The organism is Ewingella americana ATCC 33852, assembly GCF_000735345.1.
Taxonomy (GTDB): Bacteria; Pseudomonadota; Gammaproteobacteria; order Enterobacterales; family Enterobacteriaceae; genus Ewingella; species Ewingella americana.
Genome location: NZ_JMPJ01000065.1, coordinates 144,486 through 167,203 on the forward strand (window position 1 = coordinate 144,486; position 22,718 = coordinate 167,203).

At 54.9% G+C, this 22,718-nt stretch carries 24 protein-coding genes; 3 read left to right on the forward strand and 21 right to left on the reverse strand.

Going from position 1 to position 22,718, the window contains the following annotated elements; genetic code table 11:
* Window positions 1-6 precede the first annotated feature (6 nt).
* Together dsbC and xerD are read right to left on the reverse strand one after the other, a co-directional pair.
* Window positions 7-723 (reverse strand): bifunctional protein-disulfide isomerase/oxidoreductase DsbC, encoded by a 717-nt coding sequence (gene dsbC / locus GEAM_RS15020; protein WP_034792954.1) that lies wholly within the window; start codon window positions 721-723, stop codon window positions 7-9.
* 26 nt (window positions 724-749) lie between these two features.
* The gene (gene xerD, locus GEAM_RS15025; RefSeq protein WP_034792956.1) at window positions 750-1,655 is read right to left on the reverse strand and encodes a site-specific tyrosine recombinase XerD; all 906 of its coding nucleotides are present in this window, start codon (window positions 1,653-1,655) and stop codon (window positions 750-752) included.
* A 151-nt stretch (window positions 1,656-1,806) separates the two neighbouring features.
* Here xerD and fldB point away from each other — a divergent pair, with 151 nt between their 5' ends.
* Window positions 1,807-2,328: a flavodoxin FldB gene (gene fldB / locus GEAM_RS15030; RefSeq protein ID WP_034792959.1), complete on the forward strand. Its 522-nt coding sequence runs from the start codon at window positions 1,807-1,809 to the stop codon at window positions 2,326-2,328.
* A gap of 67 nt (window positions 2,329-2,395) precedes the next feature.
* Here fldB and GEAM_RS15035 read toward each other — a convergent pair whose 3' ends face one another.
* On the reverse strand, window positions 2,396-2,845 hold the full coding sequence (locus GEAM_RS15035) for a protein YgfX (RefSeq protein ID WP_034792961.1): 450 nt from the start codon (window positions 2,843-2,845) through the stop codon (window positions 2,396-2,398).
* On the reverse strand, window positions 2,826-3,092 hold the full coding sequence (sdhE, locus tag GEAM_RS15040) for an FAD assembly factor SdhE (protein ID WP_034793525.1): 267 nt from the start codon (window positions 3,090-3,092) through the stop codon (window positions 2,826-2,828). The genes GEAM_RS15035 and sdhE overlap by 20 nt, the downstream gene beginning before the upstream one ends.
* A 278-nt stretch (window positions 3,093-3,370) precedes the next feature.
* Between sdhE and ygfZ the strand changes: the two genes are divergently transcribed.
* A complete protein-coding gene (gene ygfZ / locus GEAM_RS15045) occupies window positions 3,371-4,363 on the forward strand; it encodes a tRNA-modifying protein YgfZ (RefSeq protein ID WP_034792963.1) in 993 nt (330 codons plus the stop codon).
* A gap of 175 nt (window positions 4,364-4,538) precedes the next feature.
* On the opposite strand, the gene trhA is transcribed toward ygfZ, so the two are convergent.
* Entirely contained in the window at window positions 4,539-5,183 is a 645-nt protein-coding gene (gene trhA / locus GEAM_RS15050) for a PAQR family membrane homeostasis protein TrhA (protein WP_034792965.1), read from the reverse strand.
* 325 nt (window positions 5,184-5,508) lie between these two features.
* Here trhA and GEAM_RS15055 point away from each other — a divergent pair, with 325 nt between their 5' ends.
* Window positions 5,509-6,117, forward strand: coding sequence for an HD domain-containing protein (locus GEAM_RS15055; protein ID WP_034792966.1), 609 nt, complete (start codon window positions 5,509-5,511; stop codon window positions 6,115-6,117).
* A gap of 41 nt (window positions 6,118-6,158) precedes the next feature.
* Here GEAM_RS15055 and GEAM_RS15060 read toward each other — a convergent pair whose 3' ends face one another.
* From GEAM_RS15060 to GEAM_RS15140, 16 genes are all read right to left on the reverse strand, one after another.
* Window positions 6,159-7,466, reverse strand: coding sequence for an ABC transporter substrate-binding protein (locus GEAM_RS15060; RefSeq protein WP_034793528.1), 1,308 nt, complete (start codon window positions 7,464-7,466; stop codon window positions 6,159-6,161).
* Entirely contained in the window at window positions 7,459-8,604 is a 1,146-nt protein-coding gene (locus GEAM_RS15065) for an ABC transporter ATP-binding protein (protein WP_172468441.1), read from the reverse strand. The genes GEAM_RS15060 and GEAM_RS15065 overlap by 8 nt, the downstream gene beginning before the upstream one ends.
* Window positions 8,604-9,431 carry a phosphodiesterase gene (locus GEAM_RS15070; RefSeq protein WP_034792970.1) on the reverse strand — a complete coding sequence of 276 codons (828 nt, stop codon included), beginning with the start codon at window positions 9,429-9,431 and terminating at the stop codon, window positions 8,604-8,606. The genes GEAM_RS15065 and GEAM_RS15070 overlap by 1 nt, the downstream gene beginning before the upstream one ends.
* A gap of 26 nt (window positions 9,432-9,457) precedes the next feature.
* Window positions 9,458-10,351: a carbohydrate ABC transporter permease gene (locus GEAM_RS15075; protein WP_034792972.1), complete on the reverse strand. Its 894-nt coding sequence runs from the start codon at window positions 10,349-10,351 to the stop codon at window positions 9,458-9,460.
* Entirely contained in the window at window positions 10,341-11,213 is an 873-nt protein-coding gene (locus GEAM_RS15080) for a carbohydrate ABC transporter permease (protein WP_034792974.1), read from the reverse strand. Before GEAM_RS15080 ends, GEAM_RS15075 begins: the two co-directional genes overlap by 11 nt.
* A gap of 188 nt (window positions 11,214-11,401) precedes the next feature.
* Window positions 11,402-12,331: a ribokinase gene (gene rbsK, locus GEAM_RS15085; protein WP_034792976.1), complete on the reverse strand. Its 930-nt coding sequence runs from the start codon at window positions 12,329-12,331 to the stop codon at window positions 11,402-11,404.
* Entirely contained in the window at window positions 12,328-13,263 is a 936-nt protein-coding gene (gene alsK / locus GEAM_RS15090) for an allose kinase (protein ID WP_034792978.1), read from the reverse strand. Before alsK ends, rbsK begins: the two co-directional genes overlap by 4 nt.
* Window positions 13,264-13,277: 14 nt before the next feature.
* On the reverse strand, window positions 13,278-13,958 hold the full coding sequence (gene alsE, locus GEAM_RS15095; protein ID WP_034792980.1) for a D-allulose 6-phosphate 3-epimerase: 681 nt from the start codon (window positions 13,956-13,958) through the stop codon (window positions 13,278-13,280).
* Between the two features lie 61 nt (window positions 13,959-14,019).
* On the reverse strand, window positions 14,020-15,087 hold the full coding sequence (locus GEAM_RS15100; protein ID WP_084674130.1) for an ABC transporter permease: 1,068 nt from the start codon (window positions 15,085-15,087) through the stop codon (window positions 14,020-14,022).
* 10 nt (window positions 15,088-15,097) lie between these two features.
* Window positions 15,098-16,087: an ABC transporter permease gene (locus GEAM_RS15105; protein WP_034792982.1), complete on the reverse strand. Its 990-nt coding sequence runs from the start codon at window positions 16,085-16,087 to the stop codon at window positions 15,098-15,100.
* Complete coding sequence (locus GEAM_RS15110; RefSeq protein ID WP_034792984.1) at window positions 16,080-17,612, reverse strand: sugar ABC transporter ATP-binding protein; 1,533 nt, start codon at window positions 17,610-17,612, stop codon at window positions 16,080-16,082. The genes GEAM_RS15105 and GEAM_RS15110 overlap by 8 nt, the downstream gene beginning before the upstream one ends.
* A gap of 2 nt (window positions 17,613-17,614) precedes the next feature.
* Window positions 17,615-18,601 (reverse strand): substrate-binding domain-containing protein, encoded by a 987-nt coding sequence (locus tag GEAM_RS15115; protein ID WP_034792985.1) that lies wholly within the window; start codon window positions 18,599-18,601, stop codon window positions 17,615-17,617.
* A gap of 58 nt (window positions 18,602-18,659) precedes the next feature.
* A complete protein-coding gene (locus tag GEAM_RS15120) occupies window positions 18,660-19,490 on the reverse strand; it encodes a DeoR/GlpR family DNA-binding transcription regulator (protein ID WP_034792988.1) in 831 nt (276 codons plus the stop codon).
* 341 nt (window positions 19,491-19,831) lie between these two features.
* Window positions 19,832-20,206, reverse strand: coding sequence for a helix-turn-helix domain-containing protein (locus GEAM_RS15125; protein WP_034792989.1), 375 nt, complete (start codon window positions 20,204-20,206; stop codon window positions 19,832-19,834).
* A 506-nt stretch (window positions 20,207-20,712) separates the two neighbouring features.
* Window positions 20,713-22,044 (reverse strand): MFS transporter, encoded by a 1,332-nt coding sequence (locus tag GEAM_RS15135; protein ID WP_034792992.1) that lies wholly within the window; start codon window positions 22,042-22,044, stop codon window positions 20,713-20,715.
* Window positions 22,041-22,706, reverse strand: a complete 666-nt coding sequence (locus GEAM_RS15140; protein ID WP_034792993.1) for a DUF4286 family protein — start codon at window positions 22,704-22,706, stop codon at window positions 22,041-22,043. The genes GEAM_RS15135 and GEAM_RS15140 overlap by 4 nt, the downstream gene beginning before the upstream one ends.
* Between the last annotated feature and the right edge of the window lie 12 nt (window positions 22,707-22,718).

Sequence of the window (22,718 nt, forward strand, 5' to 3'; positions counted from 1 at the left end):
TTAAAATCAACCACCGGTTTTTTGTGAAGGTTCCTGCGCGTCGAGCATGGCGGCCATCTCTTTTGGCGGTTGGTAACCTGGGATCATAGTGCCATTTTCAAGCACAATCGCCGGGGTTCCAGATACACCAAACTGCACGCCCAATTGGAAATGTTTGGAGATGTCAGTTTTGCAGCTGGCTGGCGAAATATCGTCGCCACGCATCGCAGCGTCAAAGGACTGCTTGCGGTTGCCGGTACACCAGATGGACTGCATGTCTTTTTCTGCTTTAGAGTTCAGGCCCTGACGAGGGAAAGCCAGATAACGCACGGTAATGCCGAGGTCGTTATAGTCCTGCATCTGCTGGTGCAGCTTGTGGCAATAGCCGCAGGTGATGTCGGTAAATACCGTGATCACGTGTTTTTCTTTCGCGGCTTTATAGATGATCATTTCGCTTTTCAGCGAATCTAACTTCTTGATAAGCATCTGGTTGGTGACATTCACCGGCTGGGTGCCACTGACATCAAACATCGGGCCTTGCAGAACGTGTTTACCGTCTTCGGTAACATAAATCACGCCGTTGTCAGTCGTTACGGCTCTCAAACCGGCGACCGGCGAGGGCTGGACTTCAACGTTTTTCATGCCGAGCTTGTTCAGGGTTCCCTGGACTGCCGCATCGTCAGCCTGGGCCGCGCCGGTAATACAGGCAGCCAGTAACGTTAACAGCATTAAACCTTTTTTCATCATTTCGTCCTTTATCTCCTCGCGCGTTAGCCACGAGGGTGATGTTGTTGATGTAGCTGTTTGAGTCGTTCAGTCGCTACATGGGTATAAATTTGGGTGGTCGACAAGTCGCTGTGACCTAATAGCATTTGTACGACACGCAAGTCAGCCCCGTGGTTCAGTAAGTGGGTGGCAAAAGCGTGTCGCAAGACGTGCGGAGAGAGCCGCTCTGCGTCGATACCCGCAAGGATCGCATAGTGTTTGATGCGATGCCAGAAAGTCTGGCGAGTCATTTTCTGCGCGCGATTGCTCGGGAATACCACATCGACTGAAGCACCGTTGAGCATCCACGGGCGGCCATGTTCGAAGTAGTTTTCAATCCAGTACACCGCCTCTTCCCCCATTGGCACCAGCCGCTCTTTGTCACCTTTACCGATGACCCGCACCACGCCTTGGCGCAGGCTGATATCGCTGAGCGTCAGCCCCACCAGCTCCGACACGCGCAGGCCGGTGGCATAAAGCAGCTCCAGCATCGCCTTGTCCCGCAGCTCCAATGGGATATCAACGTTGGGCGCAGCCAGCAGCGCGTCGACCTGCGCCTCGCTAAGATCTTTTGGCAAACGCTGGGGCAGTTTTGGCGAGGAGAGCAGCGCCGTTGGGTCATCATGGCGCAGCGATTCGCGGTTCATATATTGAAACAGGCGACGCATCGCGCTGAGCAGCCGAGCCGAACTGGTTGCCTTATAGCCACCCTCGACGCGTTCAGCCAGAAAAGCCTGAAGATCGGCGGCCTGCACGTTGGTCAGGTCGGTTTCATGGTGGCTCAACCAGCCGAGCAGGGATTTCAAATCCAGACGATAAGACGCCAGCGTATTTTCCGCGAGGTTACGCTCTATCCACAGCGTATCCAAAAACTGCTCGCAAAGAGCCTGATCATGGTCGGCGTTCGGCACGTTGACTCCTTAATTTCATTCCGCTGCGACCTCAACGAAAGTCTCAGCCGCAGACGACTAGCCCTCATTATGCCTGCCATTGTGACGGAGTGCCGAGCAAATCTGTTACACTATCTGCCATTCACATTCTTATGACGTTACGGCAACAAGCATGAAGATTGGACTTTTTTACGGCTCAAGCACCTGCTACACCGAAATGGCTGCGGAGAAAATCCGCGAAATTCTGGGTGAAGAGCTGGTCGATTTGCACAATTTGAAAGATGTCGATCCGGTCAAAATGGAAGAGTATGACATTCTGATCCTCGGCATTCCGACCTGGGATTTCGGTGAAATACAGGAAGATTGGGAAGCTATTTGGGACAAACTTCCGACGCTGGATCTCAACGGGAAAATCATCGCCATGTACGGCATGGGAGACCAACTGGGCTACGGCGAATGGTTCCTCGACGCACTCGGCATGCTACACGACCGCTTATTACCGCTGGGCGTGCAGTTTATTGGCTTCTGGCCAATTGAAGGTTTTGAATTCACCAGTCCAAAACCGCTGAGTGCAGACGGCAAGCACTTCGTCGGGCTGGCGCTTGATGAAGTTAACCAGTACGACCTGAGCGAAGAACGCCTGCAAGACTGGTGTGACCAAATCCTGATAGAGATGGACGCGCTGCTCGGCTAAAGCCGTTCACCACTAGAGGCTCTGAAAGCGGGCCTCTTTGGTGACACCTTTTGGCTCCCCAAAGGGGTTACTGCTGGCCATTTTCCTGCTGCTGAGCGCTGAGTAACAGCTGGCGCAAACGTCGCCACTCTTCCTGACTCATGCTGTCTGAAGAAAGCCACAGTTTTTGCCGTGAACTCTTCATCGCCTGTCTTAAGCCACCTTTGCGTTTTTCACGCTGCAATGACAAAAGCATGCCGCTTTTCAGCATCCACGCCGGTTTGGTGATAACCCACTCTTGCTGCTGCCAAATAACCCGTTGGTTATCGAGCAGGCTGATTTCACCGTGGCGCGACGTAATGCGCCGCTGGCTGCGAATACATTCGAAAATGACCACCAGCAGAAGCGTCATCCACACCGGCCAGTAACCCGCAGACCATGGCGCCAGCAGAATAAGCAGCATTATCGCACCGTGGATCCCCAGTGAGATGAGCTGCGAGCGCCATGAAACGCGTAAATCACATTGCCACAGGGCCACGGTCTTTATTTCGCGTCTGAATGAGGGCCACCATCCGTTGTAACTCGGCATCCTTTGGCTCGCCGTGATTCATCAACCAGTTGAATAAATCCGGGTCATCACAGGTCAACAGACGGGCGAACAGTGCCTTATCGGTGTCATCAAGGCTGTCATACTCATATTCAAAAAAAGGCATGATAGAGATATCAAGCTCGCGCATTCCGCGACGACAAGCCCAGTGAATGCGGGACTTGTTATGAATATCCAGTGGGGCTTTGCTTTCCATAGGCTGACTCTTTATTGGGTACATTAATGATTATTTTATCGGTCTGGGAAGATTCTACCAGCCTGCACAGCTCAGGCGTAACCTTTACATGCCTCAATGTTCATATCTCCATCACGCCTCGCACAATGGCAAGCAACGATGATGTAACGCGCCATTCTGCTGCGAGGTGTCTTGGAAATGGCATAAATTGAGTTTGCAAAGCAGGCTAGCTCTTTTACCATGAAGTTAATTGTCCATTTACCTCAGCCTAGGATTGCATCATGGCGTACAAGTTTCCGTTTCCACCGCAAAAACCTTCAGCTTCTTCACGTCTGCCGCTGACTTTAATTTCACTGGAAGATTGGGCGATGGTCACCATGACCGGCGCTGATACGGTGAAATATTTGCAAGGTCAGGTCACGGCCGACGTCGAGGCGCTCTCTCCAGACCAACACATTCTTTGTGCTCATTGCGATGCAAAAGGCAAAATGTGGAGCAACATGCGTCTGTTCAAGCGCGGTGATGGCATGGCTTTCATCGAGCGCCGCAACCTGCGTAACCAGCAGATGACCGAAATGAAAAAGTACGCCGTGTTCTCCAAAGTGACGTTCACTGAAGATGACGACGTGGTGCTGCTGGGCGTGGCCGGTTTTCAGGCTAATGCCGCGCTGAAAGGCGTATTCTCTACTTTACCGACTGCCGAGCAGCCGGTAGTTCAGCAAGATGAAAGCACCCTGCTTTACTTGCCGCTGCCAGCCGAGCGCTATCTGATTGTCACCAGCCCTGAAAAGGCGGAACAAGTGGTGACTGAGATTGGCGATCAGGCCCAGTTGAATGACAGCCAGCAGTGGCTGGCACTGGAAATTGAGGCGGGTTACCCGGTGATTGATACCGTTAACACCGTGCAGTTTATCCCGCAGGCCACCAATATTCAGGCGCTGGACGGCATTAGCTTCAGCAAAGGCTGCTACGCCGGCCAGGAGATGGTTGCTCGTGCTAAATACCGTGGCGCTAATAAACGCGCGCTGTATTGGCTGGCGGGTAAAGCCAGCAAAGTTCCTGCTGCCGGGGATGATTTAGAGTTACAACTGGGTGAGAACTGGCGTCGTACCGGCACCATTCTGGCCGCCAGCCAGCTCAACGACGGTTCAGTGTGGGTGCAAGCCGTGCTCAACAATGACCTCGACGCCGACGCCAACCTGCGCGTACGCGACGACGCGGCAAGCCAGCTGAGCATTCAGCCACTGCCGTATTCGTTGGTGGAAGAGAAGTAATTGAAATAATGGAGGAAAGATATTTTCCTCCATCAATAGCAGACGCTGGATTTACCTAAATCATTCGCACTGTATCAAGGCGGCAAGGGGATGAATCCCTGGGAGCTTACACTGGTAAGTGACCAGAGTGAGTCCCCGCAGCCAACGCTGAGACAGTGCGAAGGATGACGGTAAATCAGATATAGAAGTAGACGGCGAAGAAATGGCAGGCACACCCGCCCAGCACAAAGCCGTGCCAGATAGCATGCCCGAAGCGAATTCGCTTAGAGGCGTAGAAAATCACCCCCAGCGTATACAGCAACCCGCCGATCGCCAGTAGCGCTACGCCGCCCGCAGACAGACGCACCGCTAGCTGGTAAATAACAATCAGCGACAGCCAGCCCATGGTCAGATAAGTGATCAGCGACAGCACTTCAAACCGGTGTGCAAAGGCCATTTTAAAAATCACGCCGAACAGCGCCAGCCCCCAAATAACAGCCATCAAGCCCTTCGCCAGCGGCGAATTCAGACCCACCAGCAGGAACGGCGTATAGGTACCAGCAATTAAGATATAGATGGCACAGTGATCGAGCTTTTTCAGCCAGTATTTGGCCTTCTCATGCGGAATGGCATGGTACAGAGTGGAAGCCAAAAACAGCAGGATCATACTGCCGCCGTAAAGGCTATAGCTAGTGATTGCCATCGCGCCAGCATTGGTCGCCACGGCCTGAACAAGAAGTAAAACCAGTCCTACAATACCCAACACCAAGCCGACGCCATGGCTCAGGCTGTTGGCTATCTCTTCGGCCCAGGGATAAGCCTGAGGCAACGTTTTAGTCATAACTTACTAACCCTCGAGGTAATTTTGATAAAAGATTGAGAAGAAAAATTGGTCAAAAATTTACCTGCTCAGTAGGGTAACTGAGAACAATTCCAGTGTACATGTGTAAGCTAAAAATTAGTATTAACTGTTGTAACAAGCTCTTAGCTTGGTAAGCATTTAGGAACAAGCCGAGTCTGAAGCCCTTCTAATCGTTCAATTTATTAATAATTTCACTGAATTATCATTTGAGAAAAACCTCGGCTGATTTATGTAAAGACATGATTTTTTTGCCTCATCGGATTATCGTATAGGGGAATTCCCTGCCAATGACTGAGGTTTGATTATGTCTGTAGCTTCTTCCGCGCTGAATTTCGGCTCAATGACCGAAGTTTTTCAGTTCCTGATGGAAATCGACAAACTGAAAAGCGTACAACGCCGCACTAAGGTGCTCGGCACTCAGCGTCAGGAAAACTCAGCAGAGCACAGCTGGCACTTCGCTGTGGCGGCTATGTCCCTCGCGCCCTACGCGCCTAAAGATGTCGATATTCAGAAAGTGATCCGCATGGCTCTGGTGCACGACATCGTGGAAATCGACGCCGGTGACGTGCTGGTGTATGACCTTGCCGCCCGTGAAGCCGTGCATGACCAAGAAGTGTTGGCGGCTAAACGCCTATTTGGCATGCTGCCTGCGCCACTGGATCAGCAGTTCCTTGATTTGTGGAATGAGTATGAAGCCGGTGAAACCGCTGAAGCGCGCTTTGCGCTGGTGATTGACCGCATTCTGCCGGTAGTGATGAACCTGAACAATAAAGGTCAAAGCTGGGTGGAGAACAATATCCGTCTGGAACAGGTTCTGGCACGCAATTCTTTCATTGGCGACATCAACCCAGAGCTGTGGCAACACATTCGCGGCCATCTGGACAATGCCCAAGCTCAAGGCTGGCTGAAATAATGCTTTCTCCTCCCTCATGGCGAGGGAGGAGTCATTAACACTTATTTCGGCACGCTGAGCGCCGTCTGGTCTACATACGGCTTCATGATGGCATCCGCTTTTTCCTGCGCAGCGGCAGCAGCAGCCTGTGGCGTGACTTTCTGGTCATTGACCAAGGCCCCGAGCTGATTTTCCATCGCCTGACGCACGGCCACCGTCTCATAGGTTGAATACCACGGATAGGCGTATTTCAGCTGTTGCAGAGCGATTTCGGCACGCGGGTCTTTCGCCAGATAATCCTTCATTTCCGGCAAATCATAAGAGGCGATACGCGGTGAGAAGTAGCCGGTGAAGCGACTCCACGCCCCGTTCACTTTCGGGCTAACCAGATATTGCAGGAAGGTATAAGCCGCCTTTTTCTGATCATCGGTGATGCCTTTAAAGCTCACCAGACTTGCTCCGCCGATGCTCACACCATTACGCACCTTCTGCGGCATCATCGCCACGCCCAGCTCGAAATCTTTGGTGTTTTCACGCATAAAGCCCAGCGCGCCGGTACTCAGCATGGTCATACCCAGCTTGCCGGAGAAGAACGCTGCGCTGATCTGCTTGGAGTTCAACACGCCGGATGGCATCACGTTGTCGCGATAAATCAGGTTTTGCCAGAACTGCAATGCACCCACGGTGGAAGCCGTGTTGTAGTACACCTCGCCCGGATAGTCGGCGTTGAAGTATTGCCCGCCGTTGGCACGAGTCAGCGCAGAGAGGATCCAGCCGCCGTAGTCATCATTGGTCGATGGCAACATGATGCCCCACTGCCCTTTGGCTTTATCCGTCAGCTTTTTGGCGTCTTCTAGCAATTCATCCCAGTTCTTCGGTGGCGCAGAAATGCCCGCTTTGGCGAACAAGTCTTTGTTGTAATAGAGAATTGGCGTTGAGTTGTGGAATGGGATCGCATAAGTCACGCCGTTAACTTGGGCATTTTGGCGCATGGCGGGCCAGAAGTTTTCAGTCAGGAAAGGCGTGGCTTTTTGGTTGCCGTATTTGAACAAGTCGTCCATCGGCAGAATTTCATTTTTGATGGCTAAGTCTGCAGTGAAGTTGGCAGACATAATCACCAGCGCCGGAGGCTGGCCTGATTTAGCCGCCGCTTCCGCTTTCACTTTGGTGGTGTCGTAGTTGCCGGTGAAGATACCGCGCACTTCGACATCGTTTTGAGAGTCGTTGAACTCTTTGATAACACGGGTCATTTCCATGGTCAGCTTGCCGTCAACCGGCGCCGGGAACATGAAATCGATATTCTGTTTTGCTGACGCCGCGCCAGCCGACAGCAGCCCGAGGGCAAGCGTCAGCGCGTGGAGCTTAGGCATAGTGAAACGCATGTTGGATCTCCTGGTGAAGATTTTGCTGGTTTTGGCCCGAAAAAAGATGAAGGTCGTGCAAAGAGAAGTACAAGGTCACGCGGTCGCCCGGCTGTGGGATAACCAAAGTGGATTCCCCCTCGGCCTGAATACGCCGCAGATTTTTAACATTTTGATTTTTCAATAAATAACGAATGTGACCATAGCCCGTGTCGGCATGGCACAGGTACTCAGCTCCCAGCAACTCGCGATGGTTCAGCGTGACGCTAAGGGCTAAAGTGCGTTCTTCATTCGGCTGGTCACTTAAGTGCTCTGGGCGAATGCCCAAATAGACCTCGTTCAAGCCATGGGCGTGCTCGCTCTCTGGCAAGGCAATGGCGTGATCGCCAAACTGCAACACGCCCTGCTGACAAGGCAGCTTGAAGATGTTCATCGACGGTGTGCCGATAAATCCGGCAACAAACAGGTTAGCGGGCTGGGCATACAAGGTTTCTGGCGCGCCGATTTGCTGCAAGTGGCCTTTGTCCAACACCGCAATGCGGTCGGCCATGGTCATGGCTTCCATCTGGTCATGAGTCACGTAAACCGTGCTGGTTTTCAACTGTTTATGCAGCGTCATGATGCCGTCTCGCACCTCGGTACGCAGGCGCGCATCAAGGTTCGACAGCGGCTCATCCATCAAAAACAGCTTCGGGTCACGCACAATGGCGCGCGCCATTGCCACGCGCTGGCGCTGGCCGCCGGAGAGTTTCCCCGGCTTGCGTTCCAGCAGCGGTTCGAGCTGCAACAGCGCCGCCACGCGGTCTACGCGCGCACGATGCTGAGATTTCGGCTCATTGCGCATCCGCATGCCAAAGGTGATGTTCTGCTCGACGGTCATGTGCGGGAACAGCGCGTAGTTCTGGAAAATCATCGAGAAGTTGCGCTCGCGCGGCTCCAGCGCGGTAATGTCTTCGCCATCCAGCAAAATTCGCCCACTGCTGACGTTTTCCAGCCCCGCCAATAGGCGCAGCAAGGTGCTTTTGCCACAGCCGGACGGCCCCACCAGCACCAGAAATTCGCCGTCGGCGATCTCCAGCGACAGATTATTCACCGCCATGCTGCCTTCAAACTGCTTGCAGATATTTTCGAGACGAATTCGCGACATTATTCGTCATCCACCGGGCAGCTGATGGTGGCGTCATACAGGTACGGCCCCGGATATTGCGAAAGCGGGTGCAAGTAGCTGACTAAGCCGGTTTTCTCTACCAGACGGTGCATCACGCAGGCGGCAGGTTCGAGGTTATAGAAAGGCGCCGGATTGTGGTGATAGTACGGCACTTGGTGCACGGTACCCGGAATAGTGGTGATGATGGCTTGGCGATACTGAGTGAAAATCAGGCGGTGCGTGTGACCGCAGAATACACGACACAGCGACGGAAAACGGTCAATCAACGCCAGCAGTTCGTCGCCGTTCTCGCAGGAGATGGAGTCCATCTGCGCCGAACCGACTTTAACCGGCGGATGGTGCATAAACACCGCCGTTGGCTTGTCGCCGCCTGCTTTCAACTGCTCTTCCAGCCATGACAGGGTTTCTGGCGTCAAGAAGCCTTTGGATTCACCCGCCAAACTGCTGTCGATAAACAGCAAACGCATGTCGAAATCGTCCACCGCGTAACGCATGTTTTGCGGGTCGTGACCCAGCTCAGGGCACAGCGGGTGCAGCGCTTCGAGGAACTGCGCTTTGTCGTCATGGTTGCCCGGAATGATGTACAGCGGGTAGTGCAGGTTTTGCAGCGTACGGCGCGCCACCAGATATTCGGCTGGCAGGCCGCAGTTGACGATGTCACCGGTGATCACCACCGCGTCAGGGCGCTCTTCCAGCGCATTCAGCTGGTTAACCACCTCGGCATTGCAGGCGTTGACGTCGATAAAGTCATACAGCTTGCGGCCCTGACTACGGAAATGCATATCGGAAATTTGTGCGAGAAACATCGGTAACCCCTTTATTTAACGGCAGTTTATTTAATGCCTGAAAAGCCAAAGCTTTTAAGAAATTGTTTCTGGAACAGAACGAATGCCAGCATCAGCGGCAGGCACACCATCAGGGTTCCTGCGGTGATAAGCCCCCATTGCCCGCCTGACTCAGCCCCCATGGCGAAGGAGACCAGCCCGACGGTGAGCACCTGCTTGTCCGGATCGTTGAGCACCATCAGCGGCCAGAGATATTCATTCCAGTGATAGGTGATGCTGACGGTGGCAAAGGCCAAAATGGCTGGCCACGACATCGGGATCAGCACGCGAAACACCACTTGCCACCAGCGGCAGCCTTCCATCAGCGCCGCCTCTTCGATTTCGCGCGGGATGCTGAGAAACGCCTGACGCATCAAGAACACGCCAAACGCCGACGCGAAGTAAGGCATCATCACGCCGGTCAATGTATTGAGCAGGCCGAACTGTTTGAGGATCATCATGTTCGGCACCATCATCACCACCGGCATGATCATCAGTTGGATCAGCAGCAGGTAGAACAGCGTCTGTTTGCCACGAAACTCGTGGTAGGCGAAAACGTAGCCCGCCGTGGTGATGGTCACCAGTTGGACCAAGAAGGTGCCGAAAGAGAAGAAGATGGTGTTGGCGTAGAGCCGCAGCCAGTCGGCGCTGTCCCACGCGTCGCGGAAGTTTTGCAGCGTCAGCGGGAAGCGCGGCAGCAGCGACGCCATGCCCGGCCCGAAACTGCTTTCGCTAAAGGAGGCCGACAGCATCCAGATAAATGGCGCGACCCACAGCAGCGCGCCACAGACCAGCAGCAGAGGCAGCGTGGAACGGCGCGCGCCGCGCAGTAACATAGATGGCTGGCGGCTGCGGCTTTTCGCGCCGGTCACCAGCAGGTTGTCAGACGTTTCAACGCTCATAGTGCGCCCCTCTTTCCAGCACTCGCAGGTTCATCACCGAGAAACCAAACAGCAAAATCAGCGTCAGGAAGGTCGCCGCCGAGGCTTTGCCTAAATCGTGGGTGTCGTTGGCTAAACTTTGGATGTAATAGAGCATCACGGTGGTGGCGTTATTCGGCCCGCCCTGCGTCATTACCGGCACGTGGTCGATTTGGGTGATGGCATAAATCAGCGCGATGGTGACCACAAAGCTGATGGTCGGGCGCAGCAGCGGCAAGGTGACATAAAAGAAGGTTTGGGTGCGCGATGCCCCTTCCATCATCGCCGCCTCACGCGCCGAAGCTGGAATGGACTGCAATCCGGCAAGGAAAAACAGCATGTAGTAACCGGCGAATTTCCACACGCCAATCACGCTCAGCGCAATCAGCGCGCTGTCGCTCGCGCCGAGGTAGTTGTTGTTCATCGGCCCGAAGAACTTCGCCAAGTAGTAGTCGATAAGCCCCAGCCCCGGCATAAAGATAAACAGCCATAGGGTCGCGGCGCTGACCAGCGGGATAATCATCGGGAAGAAAAAGGCAGTGCGCAGCCAGCGATTGAGCACGGTGTTTTCCCACAGCGCCACCGCCAGCAGCAGCGCCAGCACGATGCCGGGGATCACTGTCATCAGAATGTAAGACAGGTTGTTGAGCAGCGCGCGCCAGAACACGTCGTCTTGCAGCAGGCGAACATAGTTCTGCAAACCAACAAACGGCGGGTTATCGGAGTTCATCCGACTGTCATACAGACTGTCGGCCGCAGAGCGGAATAAAGGGAAATAGGTGAATAAAAACAGGAAGATCAGGGTGGGCATCAGCACCAGCCAAGGGAACAGCGAACGGCGCATTTCTCATTACCGGTCAGTCAAATAAGCCGTTACGCTAAGCTTTCTGTGTGTCAGTCATGTGTCAGCCAGATGATACTTTTTTGTATGAAAATCGAGCGAATGTTACTGAACGAAGTGTGAGAAACCTAAGTGTTAAACTTCCCTAATCTGTCGCCCTTAAGGCGACAAATCAGGAAACCAGCTTTAACTCAAACCACCGCAGTCTGCCGCTCTTTGGCTTCGGCGTAGGTTGGCATTGATGAGGCGGCGCCGGCTCGTTCGACACAGACTGAGGCGTAGGCTGAGGCGAATTGCGCGGCGTCGGCGAGGTCGGCTCCGGCGGCGAGCTGGGAGGCGAGCGCGCCGTTGAAGGCGTCGCCTGCCCCCGTGGTGTCTACCGGGATAGCCGGGAAGGCGGCCACGAGGTCCGTTTTACCCGCCACCGAGAGCAGCGCGCCTTGGGTGCCGAGGGTGATGATCAGCGCCTTGATGCCTTTGTCGTGCAGCGCCTTTGCGGCCACTTTGGCGGACGCCACGTCATGCACTTCAATGCCGGTGAGCAAGGTGCATTCAGTGGCATTCGGCGTCAGTAAATCGACCTGCGCCAGCAGGCTGTCGGGCACCGGCTGGAAAGGCGCGGGGTTGAGAATAATAAAGGTGCCGTTATCTTTGGCGATGCCAATCAGCTTCTCAATCGCCGACAAGTTATTTTCCAACTGGGTCAGCAGAATGTCGGCGGCGGCAATGGCCGGGCGGCACTGCTCCACTTCGTCGTCGGTCACGGTGAGATTCGCGCCGGGGTCGACGGCAATCATGTTCTCCGCATCGGCTCCTGCCACGTAAATCAGCGCGTTGCCGGTCGGGCATTCGGCGGTGGAGAACAGCGTCACGGCATCAAACCCGGCGCTGTCGAGATGGCGACGCGCAAAGGTGCCGAAGTCATCGCGCCCGACTTTGCCGATGTAGTGAACCCGCGCACCGGCGCGCAGCGCGGCGACGGCCTGATTGGCTCCTTTGCCCCCCGCGCCCATCATGCTGTTGCGGGCAATCAGCGACTCACCCGGCTGAGGAAAACGGGTCATTCCGGCGACAATGTCGAGGTTGAATGATCCAAATACACATACCTTGCCTCTGTTCATGCCTCTCTCCTGAGTGAAAAATGTCGCGGTGAAGGTCGCTGCTGCTCGAAACGCCGCTGCGCCGCCAGACAGGCTCCGCGACAGCCCGTTTCGTCCGAGACGCCGCTGATAGCGATAGTTAAGCCATTGGCCGGATGCGGGCTGCGCAAATGTGAGCGAATCTGCTGCTGTAGCTTCTCAATGGGGAAAGCCGTCATCGACAGCACGCCGCCGCCCAGCACCAGATATTGCGGGTCGAGGATATTCATTTCGCTGGCGACAGTGCGCGCCAGACGCTCGATAAACTCCAGCAAATCCGGGTGTTCGCCGTGTTTAACGAACAAGTCTGACATCGCGGTTTGCGGCACGTTTTGTCTGGCCCAGCCGCTAAGCCAGTTGCCAGAAGTCAGGGTTTCGACGCAGCCCGTTTTGCCACAAGGGCACAGCAATTTATTGTCTTTTAACGGGATATGACCAATTTCACCCGCGCCGCCGTGAGCTCCGTGATAAAAGTCATTATTCAGCCACAGGCTGTTGCCAAACCCGGTACCGAGGTAGACCCCAACGGCGACGTCGGGCAGCACGTCGAGACGAGTTAAATCCCACCACATCAAGTGGTTAACGTCTTTATCCATACTTACCGGCAGGCCGAGACGTGCCGAAAGCTGCTTCGCCACCGGCTGGTTATCGAGTGCCGGAATAAAAGGCAGCGATAACACGGTATTGCGGTCGCGGGACAAAATCCCCGGCAACCCGAGCATCACCCCAGACACCTGTATAGAAGTGCCTTGCAGGTACGCGGCAAGCAGTTGCTCAAGCCCGCCGAGTGGGTCAGCCAGTTCGGCCCAAGAGCGGGTCGGCACCTTCTGATATCCCTGAAAAACCTGCTGGTCGTTCATCAGCATTAGCCGCGTGTTGGTGCCGCCAATGTCTACGCCGAGAAAATGCTCCATAGCCTCTCCCGCCCTTAGGCCGCTTGACGCGCCTGACGCATCTGGTCGAGCATTTTGTCCCACGCACTGTCCAAATCCTTATCCAGATTGAACAGACCGGAGCTGCCGACGATCAGCACTTCCGCCCCCGCGCCCATCAGATCCTGATAGGTATTCACATTGCAGGATCCGTCGATTTCGATCAGATAGCGGTAGTTCTTCTGCTGCTTGAGGTCACGCAGTTGAGCGATTTTATGCAGCATTTCAGGGATAAACGGCTGGCCCGCGTAGCCCGGATCCACGGTCATCACGGTGATTTTATCCAGCAGGTGAATATAGTGCTGGATGAACTCAACCGGGGTGGCTGGGTTGAGCACCACGCCCACTTTTTTACCCAGCGAGCGAATCTGATTGATCACCCGGAAGGCGTCACGGTTGATGGTTTCGGCATGCGGGCAGATGTAATCCGCTCCGGCTTTAGCAATCGGCTCGATAAAATCGGTCGGGTTTTCCACCATCATGTGTACGTCGAGCACCAGCTGCGTGTGCGGGCGGATCTGCTCGATAAAGAACGGCGACAGGGTGATATTTTTCACATAGTGACCATCCATGATGTCGATGTGCAGCATGTCAGCGCGGCGGTTCAGCACCGCCAGTTGCTGTTTGATGTCGATCAGGCTCATGCACATCAGCGACGGAGAGATTTTGTATTCCATAGTCTGTTCCTGGGTTCAGAGAGATTGAAAATGCGTGTTGTTAAGCCATTAAAAATGAGGTCTAAGGCGCGGCGGCTCTGGCCTTCGCTGCGCTCATCCGCCCTGCTCTTTTCTGCATATAGCGGTTGCGGAAGAACTTCAGGCCGAGCACCACAATCAGCACCGCGCCCCACATTGCTAGACTGAAGTGCGGGCTGACGTTCAACAGGTTAAGGCCGGTGGAGATCACCTGTAGCACCACCAGAGAGAGCACCACGCCGGTTACTCTGCCGAAGCCGCCGAAGGGGTCGGTACCGCCCAAAATAATCGCCAGCACGGTGAGCAGCAGGTAGGAGTCGCCGTAGCCCATGCGCGCCGAGTTAAAGCGCGCCATCATCACCAGCCCGGCAATCACGCAGAGCATGCTCGACAGCACGTAGATGGCGATCAGCACGCGGTGGGTGTTGACGCCGCTGAAGTGGGTGGCGTTGATGTTGCTGCCGCTCATGTAGATGTATTTGCCCAGACGAGTGCGTTCGAGGAACACCGCGATCAGCACCGCCGTGACTAAGAAGATGATCAGCGGCACCGGAATGCCCAGCAGGGTATCCGCGCCGATGTAGCGTACGATGTCCGGCATGCCGCTGATGGCCGCGCCGCGCGAGAGATAGATGCCAATGCCGTTCACCATGGTCATGGTCGCCAGCGTCACCAAAATCGGGTGCGCGCCGACATAGGCCACCAGTGCGCCGGTCAGCATGCCGATAGCAATCGCCAGCACCATCGCGCCGACCAGTGCCAGCGTCAGCCAGACGGCTTGCAGCCCGAGGCTAGCGTCTGGCGGCAGGTAGGTCAGAAACACCCACGCCATCAGCAAGCTGGTCAGGTTGGAAGTGGCGATAATGCACAGATTCAGGCCGCCGCTGAGGATTGGGATGAACATCGCCAGCGTCAGCAGGCCCAGCTCCGGCAACTGGAAAGCCACACTCATAAAGGTAGAGTCGCTGAAAAAACGGCCGGGCATCGCCAGACTGAAACCGACAATCACCACCACCAGCAGCAGGCTCAGGCCCAGCGTGGTGTTATCAAATTTGAAGCGCGGGCCCGTGCCGCTGGACTTCATTTTTAGGCTCTTGGTTTTGGTTAACATTGCAGATTCCTCACGCGAAGCCGACATCGGTTTCTTTGCGTTTTTTGTAGTGAGTGACGGTGATAGCCACCACGATCACCACGCCGATAACGATGTTCATGAAGTAGTTGGAGACGCCAATCAGGTTCAGGCCGTTCTTGAGGATCCCAATCAGGAATACGCCCATCAGGGTACCGACCACGCTGCCTTTGCCGCCATTTAGGCTGGCTCCGCCGAGCACGGCGGCCGCTAAAACGTCCAGCTCGCCGCCGACCAGCGCGTTGGGCACCACTTCCCCCACGCGATAGACCTGCACCAGCCCGCCAATTGCCGCCATTGCGCCGAGATAGCCGTAAGCGAACAGGTGCAGCACGCCGACGCGAATACCAATGCGTCGCGCCGATTCCTGATCGCCGCCGACCGCAAACAGCTGGCGACCAAGATGGGTTTTATTGAGCAGCACCCAAGTCAGCGCCGCGACTGCCAGCATCACCACCAGCGGCAAACCAATCTGATAGTGTTGCGTGCCGACGCTGAACGGCAGCACCTTGAGCGGCGTCACCAGCCAGTCCGGCAGGTCATACAGGCTGGTGCCGTTGGTCAGCCACATCAGCATGCCGAACAACAGCGACTGCATGCTGATGGTGACGATGATCGACACGATGCGCAGGCAGTAGATCAGAATGGCGTTGATCATGCCGAAGATGGAACCGATGGCGATCGCCAGCAAAATCGTGCCGGTCGGGCTGGCGAGGCCGTAGTGGATCGCCAGCGTGGCGATGGTGTATTGCACCACCGAGGCCACGGCGGCGAAGGAGATATCGATACCGCCGGTGACCAGCACCACAAACAGCCCGAGGGCGAAAATGCCGCTGACGGCGTAGCTTTCAGACAGGTCCAGCAGGTTTTGCAGGGTCAAAAACTGGTTAGTCAGCAGCGAGAAGGTGACGATCACCACGACCAGCACCCAGGCCAGATAGCCTTCGTTGGTGGACGGGCGTAAACGGTTGAGATTAAGCATTCACCGCCTCCGCAAGTTGTTGTTGGCTGATATTGGCGGGCAGATACTCGCCTTTCACCGTGCCTTCGCTAAAGTGCAGCACTCGGTCACAGTTGAAGTAGACTTCCGGCACTTCGTCCGAAATCAGCAGGATGGAAATCCCCTCTTCCGCCAGTTGGTGGATCAACTGATAGATGCTGGCTTTGGCCCCGACATCGACGCCAACGGTTGGCGAATCAAGGATCAGGATCTTCGGCTGAGTCAGCACCCATTTCGCCAAGACGATCTTTTGCTGGTTGCCGCCGGACAGGGTAGAAATGGCCTGATCCGGGCTGGCGACTTTGACCCCCAGCTTTTCGATCCACTGCTGGATAATCTTGTTTTTGCGGTATTCGTCGATCAGATGAAAACGGCTGCGCAGCTGATCCATGATCGCCAGCACGGTGTTGTCACCCACCGACTGCTGCTGGATCAGTCCCAGCGTCAGACGGTCTTCCGAGACATAACCGATGCCAGACTTAATGGCATCTTCATGGCCGCGAAAACGCACCGGTTTGCTGTCGAGATAGATTTTTCCGCTGTCCGGCTTGGTCATGCCAAACAGGCTTAGCGCCAGCTCGGTACGCCCGGAGCCGAGCAGCCCGCACAGGCCGAGCACTTCCCCGGCGTGCAGCTTGAGGCTAACGTCGTGGTACTGGCCTTCGCGGCTCAGCTTGTCCAGCTCGAGCATGATGCGCTGGTCATTCTGGTTAGCGGCTTTCAGCCGATAGTCGAGTTTTAGGCCGGTCATCAGCTCGGTCAGGCGTTCGCTGCTGACTTCAGACGCCGGGTAAGTGCCGACACGCTTGCCGTCGCGAATGACCGTTACGCTGTCGGAAATCTCCAGCACTTCGTCCAATCGGTGGCTGACGAACACCACGCTGATGCCTTTGCTTTTCAGGTAATGCACGGTGCGCAGCAGCTGATTGACCTCGGTACGGGTCAAAGAGGCCGTCGGCTCATCCATAATTACCAGTCGCGCATCTGCCACCAGCGCGCGGCAAATAGCCACCTGCTGGCGCTGGGCAATCGGCAGCGACGCCACTTTGGCATCGACATCCAGCTGATAATTCAGCTCGCTGAGAATGCGCTTGGCGGTATCGCGCAGGCGTGACGGGCGATACCAGCCCATCAGCCCGTGCAGGTTGTGGTCGAAGGCAATGTTCTCCGCCACGCTCAGATTGGGGAACAGCGACAGGTCCTGATAAATCACCTGCACCCCAAAGCTGCGCGCCTGCTCCGGGCTAAGGCGGCTGAAGGTTTGCGGGTTAAAATTTTTATCCGCGAGGGTAATACTGCAACCGTTGTCCGGCTGGTAGACCCCCGAGATAATCTTGATCAACGTGCTTTTGCCACAGCCATTGGTGCCCGCCAGACAGTGAACTTCGCCGGGCATCAGCTGTAGTGAAATATCATTCAATGCGCGCTGACCGCCAAAGGTCACCGACAGATTCTGCACATCAATCAGCGGCATCGTTTGGGTATCAAATGTCTCGGAGATCGCCATAATTACAGCCCCATTTTCACCAGTTTTGGCAGGTTCGCCTTGTCGAGACTTTCGGTTTTGTTACCGAGGATGGTGTGGGTGGCTTCATCCACTTTCACTTTGCCCATGCCTTCGATATCCATGCCGTCAGTGATCGGCGTACCTTTGGAGATCATGCCCGCAACGCGCACGAAGACTTCACCGGCCACCATTGGGTTCCAGATATAGCCGCCGTTAATGGCGCCGCTTTTAACCAGTGATGCACCCTGACCCGGGCTAAACGGGCCGAAGACGCAGATGTCGCCGTTTTTGCCACGGTTTTGCACCGCGCGTCCGGCACCGATTGGACCTTGGGAGCCAATCGCCAGAATGCCTTTCAGGTTCTGGTCTTTCGACATCAGGTCATTGGTGGTGCGGATGGTGTCATCGAGGGATTCGCCGACGCCAAACTTGTCGCCAACTTGGTGCATATTCGGATAGTGCTCTTTCTGGTAGTTGACCGCCGCATCGGCCCATTTCTGGTGCAGAGGCACGGTTAGGCTGCCGACGTAAACCGCGTAATCGCCGGTCTCTTTCATGCATTTCGCCAACGCAATCATGTGGCTAACACCGAGCTGGGTGGCATCGACCATTTCGAAGTCCCAGTTAGCGTATTTCTGATCCGGTGACTCGTGGGTGATGACTTTGATACCGGCATCGCGGGCGCGCTTCAGCACCGGCTCCAGCACTTTGGCGTCATTTGGCACCACGCCGATGATGTCCACCTTCTGCGCGATCAGGTCTTCAATCGCACGCACTTGTAACGCCGGGTCATCGCTGGTTGGGCCGACCTGCCATGCGTCGATACCCTCTTTGGCCGCTTCGTTTTTGATGCCCACTTCCATGGCGTTGAACCAAGCGTTACCGCCGACTTTGACTACGACACCCATGCGAATTTTGTCCGCAGCGTGCGCGGCTGAAACGGATAACAGAGCTGAAGCAAACAAACAGGCCAGTACAGACTTTTTCATGATGTTTCTCCACAGATGTTCAATTTATGCCGCAGTCGTTGTGCAAAATGCCCAGTCGCTACGGTTGTTTTTTGGTTTTCTTTTGTAGGGGTAAAGGGGCAACTTCAATGACATTGACGTTGCTCCAGGCCAGCTCCTGCCGAAACTCTTCATCATCCAGATGGTCGGTGATCAGTGTGTCTATTTCCCGGTAGTGGCATATCCGCGCAAACGAGCTGCGGCCGAATTTGCTGGCATCCGCCAGCAAAATTTTGTGTTCTGAGGAGAGCAGCATTTGCTGTTTTAACCGCGCATGGTGCTCATTACTTTCCCTGATCCCCCCGTCATGGCTGATGCTGTGACAGGAGAAAAACAATTTGTTAATCACGAACTCTTTCAGCATCTGTTCGGCGTAAACACCGATAAAATCTTCATACTTGGCCGAGTACTCGCCGCCCAGACCAATGGTTCTGACGTTGGCTTTCACCGCCAGCGCCTGAATGATGTGCAGCGAGTTGGTCAGCACCACCAGCGGGATATCCGGCAGTTGGCGCGCTAAAAACCAGCTGGTCGAGCTACTGTCGAGCAGCAAACAGTCTCCCGGATTGATGAACTGCAAGGCGCGTTTGGCGATCCGCGTTTTGCTGTCTGGAGCCTGATTACTGCGGTCGCGGAATGACTCACCTTGCTCAATCTGCGACGGCACGTACTGCTTCTCGGCATGATGGTGTTCAACAAACACCGCGCCGCCGTGACTGCGAACCAACAACCCACGCTTCTCCAGCAGAGCCAAATCACGACGCGCCGTTTCCAGCGAGATATGACAAAGCTCGGCCACTTCCTGAACCAGGACGCGTCCTCGTTGTGCAAGGACTTCGGTAATAAAGCGGTGACGTTCTACAGGCAGCATGGTTTTTTCCTCTTCCCGATGTTCAATAGGATACGCAGACCACGGAATGTGGAATGCGGGCTTCCTCAAAAGCGGCCGCGCACTCTTTGCGCTGCGCTGACCATGTGATAGTTGTCAAAAAAATCGATGAAAAGATGAAATGTTAAATTTCGGATCTGTGGTGATCACGGCAATAAATCGCGTTTGAGTTTGCAAACGGACAAAAAGATTTCAGCAAACGGTCACAAATCCTCGTGATAAAAAATGACCGAGTGTGACCGTTTATGTGGGGATGACCGTTTTGGGGAGGGGAAAACAAAAAAACCGCCCGAAAGGGGCGGCTTCTTTACATGCGATGTGATTTAACTCATGACCAATTGAGTCGGGCGACAGCCGTAGAGTTCAGCCAGCCGCAGTAGGTTCTCCGGGCGCGGGTTATCTGACTTTTCAAATTGCGATACGGCGGCTTGTTTTATGCCCAGCTTCTCCGCGACTTCTTTTTGCGTCATCCCACGGTGCAGTCGCCACGCTGCTTGAATCGTCACATCTTTATTGACCATGATTTCAACTACCTCGTGCGGAATGAGTTCATCATTTTGCCCGCCCTCAGCCTGATATAATTCTGGTGCCAACGCCGCTAAATCCACTTGTTTAATCAACCGCTCAAACACGTTAATCGGCACCACGACGGACACTTTAACGCCCTGCTCGTCGGTAATAAATTGAATACCTGTCATGATTTTTACTCCGGTGTATGGCTTATATTTCAAGTAGTAAGGTAGCTGCTAAGCAGCTTCATAGCCCTTAGCACGCGGGCTATTAATAGGTTTTAGACGTTCGCCTTAGCACGTGCTCAATAGTGAGAATAATTGGCGTGCCTTTCACCACGATAAATAAGACTCGGTATTCCCCAACGCGCATTCGGTACCTTCCATTCGCGCCAGAGAGGGGCTTAATGTCGAGGTTAGGTCGCACATGGGGAAAATCAGCTAACTCGGCAACCATGCTCACAATTTTTTTCCTTTGGCTGGCCGGAACATCCTTTTTAAGCTCTTTAATCGACCTCATGGACCAATTCAGAGTTGCCATAATTTCCCTTAGATTCCTTAAATCTTCTCCATTTCCGAGCAAATGAATATAAGGATTGATACTTATATTATCAAATTAATACTTATATTTGTCGAGGGGTATCGCAAAACAGGGATCCTTCCCCGTTCTGTCGATCAATTGATGTGTTTTCATTTTATAGCGGTTTGTGTGCCGTCTCTTTGGCGGCGAAAACTGAAACCAGCGTGATGAGCAGAGCCAGCGCGACGTAGAGCGAGATTGCTAACGTGCTGTTGTACTCTTTAAACAGCGTGGTGATGATAAGTGGAGCAAAGCCGCCGCCGATAATACCTGCCAGCGTGTAGGCTAAAGAGGAACCGGCGTAGCGCACGCGGGTCGGGAATTGTTCGGTCACGAACGCCGCCTGCGGGCCGTACATAATGGCGTGAATCAGCAACCCGCCGATGACCGCCAGACAGATCAGCACGGGCTGAGTGCTGTCGAGCAATACGAAGAACACAAACGCCCAGATAATCGCCGCCACCGCGCCGAAGATATACACCGGACGACGGCCGAAACGGTCAGACAGCGCGCCAAACATCGGCACCGTCACGGCATTCCCCAACGCACCCAGCATGGTCGCGGTCAGCGCCAGCGGACGAGGTAAATGCAGAACCGTGGTGACGTAGGTCAGGGTAAACACCACCACCAGCGCGTAAAGCACGTCAGAACCAATGCGCGAACCACCGGCAATCAGCAGAGCACGCGGGTGTTGGGTGAACACCTCTTTCAGCGGAGTGTGCGTGGTGTTTTTACTCTGCTCCAGCTTGAGAAATGCAGGCGTTTCGCCAATACCGCGACGCAGCCACAGGCCGAAGAACACCAGCACCAGACTGAGCAGGAACGGAATACGCCAGCCCCAGCTCTGGAAATCATCGGCCGAGAGCAGCACGGTGATCAGGGTAATCAATCCAGTGCCAATCAGAGTGCCACAAGAGGGACCAACCTGCGCGAAAGAGGCGTTGCGCCCGCGCTGGTGCGACTTGCCGTGCTCCATCGACAGCAATACCGCCCCCGCCCATTCGCCGCCGAGGGCGATACCCTGCACAAAACGCAGCGTGACCAGCAGCAGCGGACTCCAAATACCCCAGCTCGCATAGCCCGGCAGTAGCCCCATCAGCGCGGTCGTCACTCCCATAATGACCAGAGTAGTGACTAGCACGAAGCGCCGCCCCAGCACATCACCGAGATGGCCGAACACCATGCCGCCGATTGGTCGCGACACATAGCCGACGGCGTAGGTGGAAAACGCCAAAATCGTGCCGACCAGCGGGTCGAATGACGGGAAGAAGACGTGATTGAAAATCAGCGCCGCCATGATGTTGTAGACCGTAAAGTCATACCACTCCAGCGCGGTACCAATGGAGCTGGCAGCCGCCAAACGCCCGGTTTTCGGCGGGCTGTGGGTGGTATCGGCCTGATGCGTGCTGCCCTTAATGCCTGCATTTTCAGTGGTGGAAAGGCTCATGATTTCAACTCCTGCGCGGTAAGTTGCCAGCTGAGACCGTAGTGCAGCGCCTCAGTATTAGGAATATGCAAAGCCTGACATGCCAGTTCAGTCAGTTTCTGGCAGGACTCGGCGCTGCTGCTGTCAATCAACATCATGGGGATCATCGGGCGGTCTTCTGCCGACTCTTTCGGTAAAGGAGAACTGAGGGAAACATCCGGCGTTAACAGCCGTGAACGGATAAAACCGGGCTGAGCAAACAGGGTTTCGCCCAGATGCGCAATGCGCGCCGTCAGGGCTTCTCCGGCGACATGTGACGCCAGCGGGATGATCGCCAGATGGCGGCCGCTGCCAAAACCAATCACCGCTTCGACAGCACAAACGCGGCGCATCGGGTTAATCATTTTATCCAGACTGGCGACGGACCACGGCGTCTGGCGGGTGAACGCCGCGCGATAGGCGTCGGTTGAGAAACTGTTCAGGGATTCCGTCTGATACAGCCCGAGGTACTTGCGCCCCTGTCCCGTCGCACCGATCAATTGATATCGCGTGCCAGACAAAAAGCCATCAATACGCACGCGCTCTTCCACGTGCTCACGGTCATACCATTGGTTGAAATCTGCTTCGTCTTTCTCGGCAACGTTGGTCGCCACAAACAGCATGCCATTGGGTAAAGTGCTCATGATTTTTCTCCT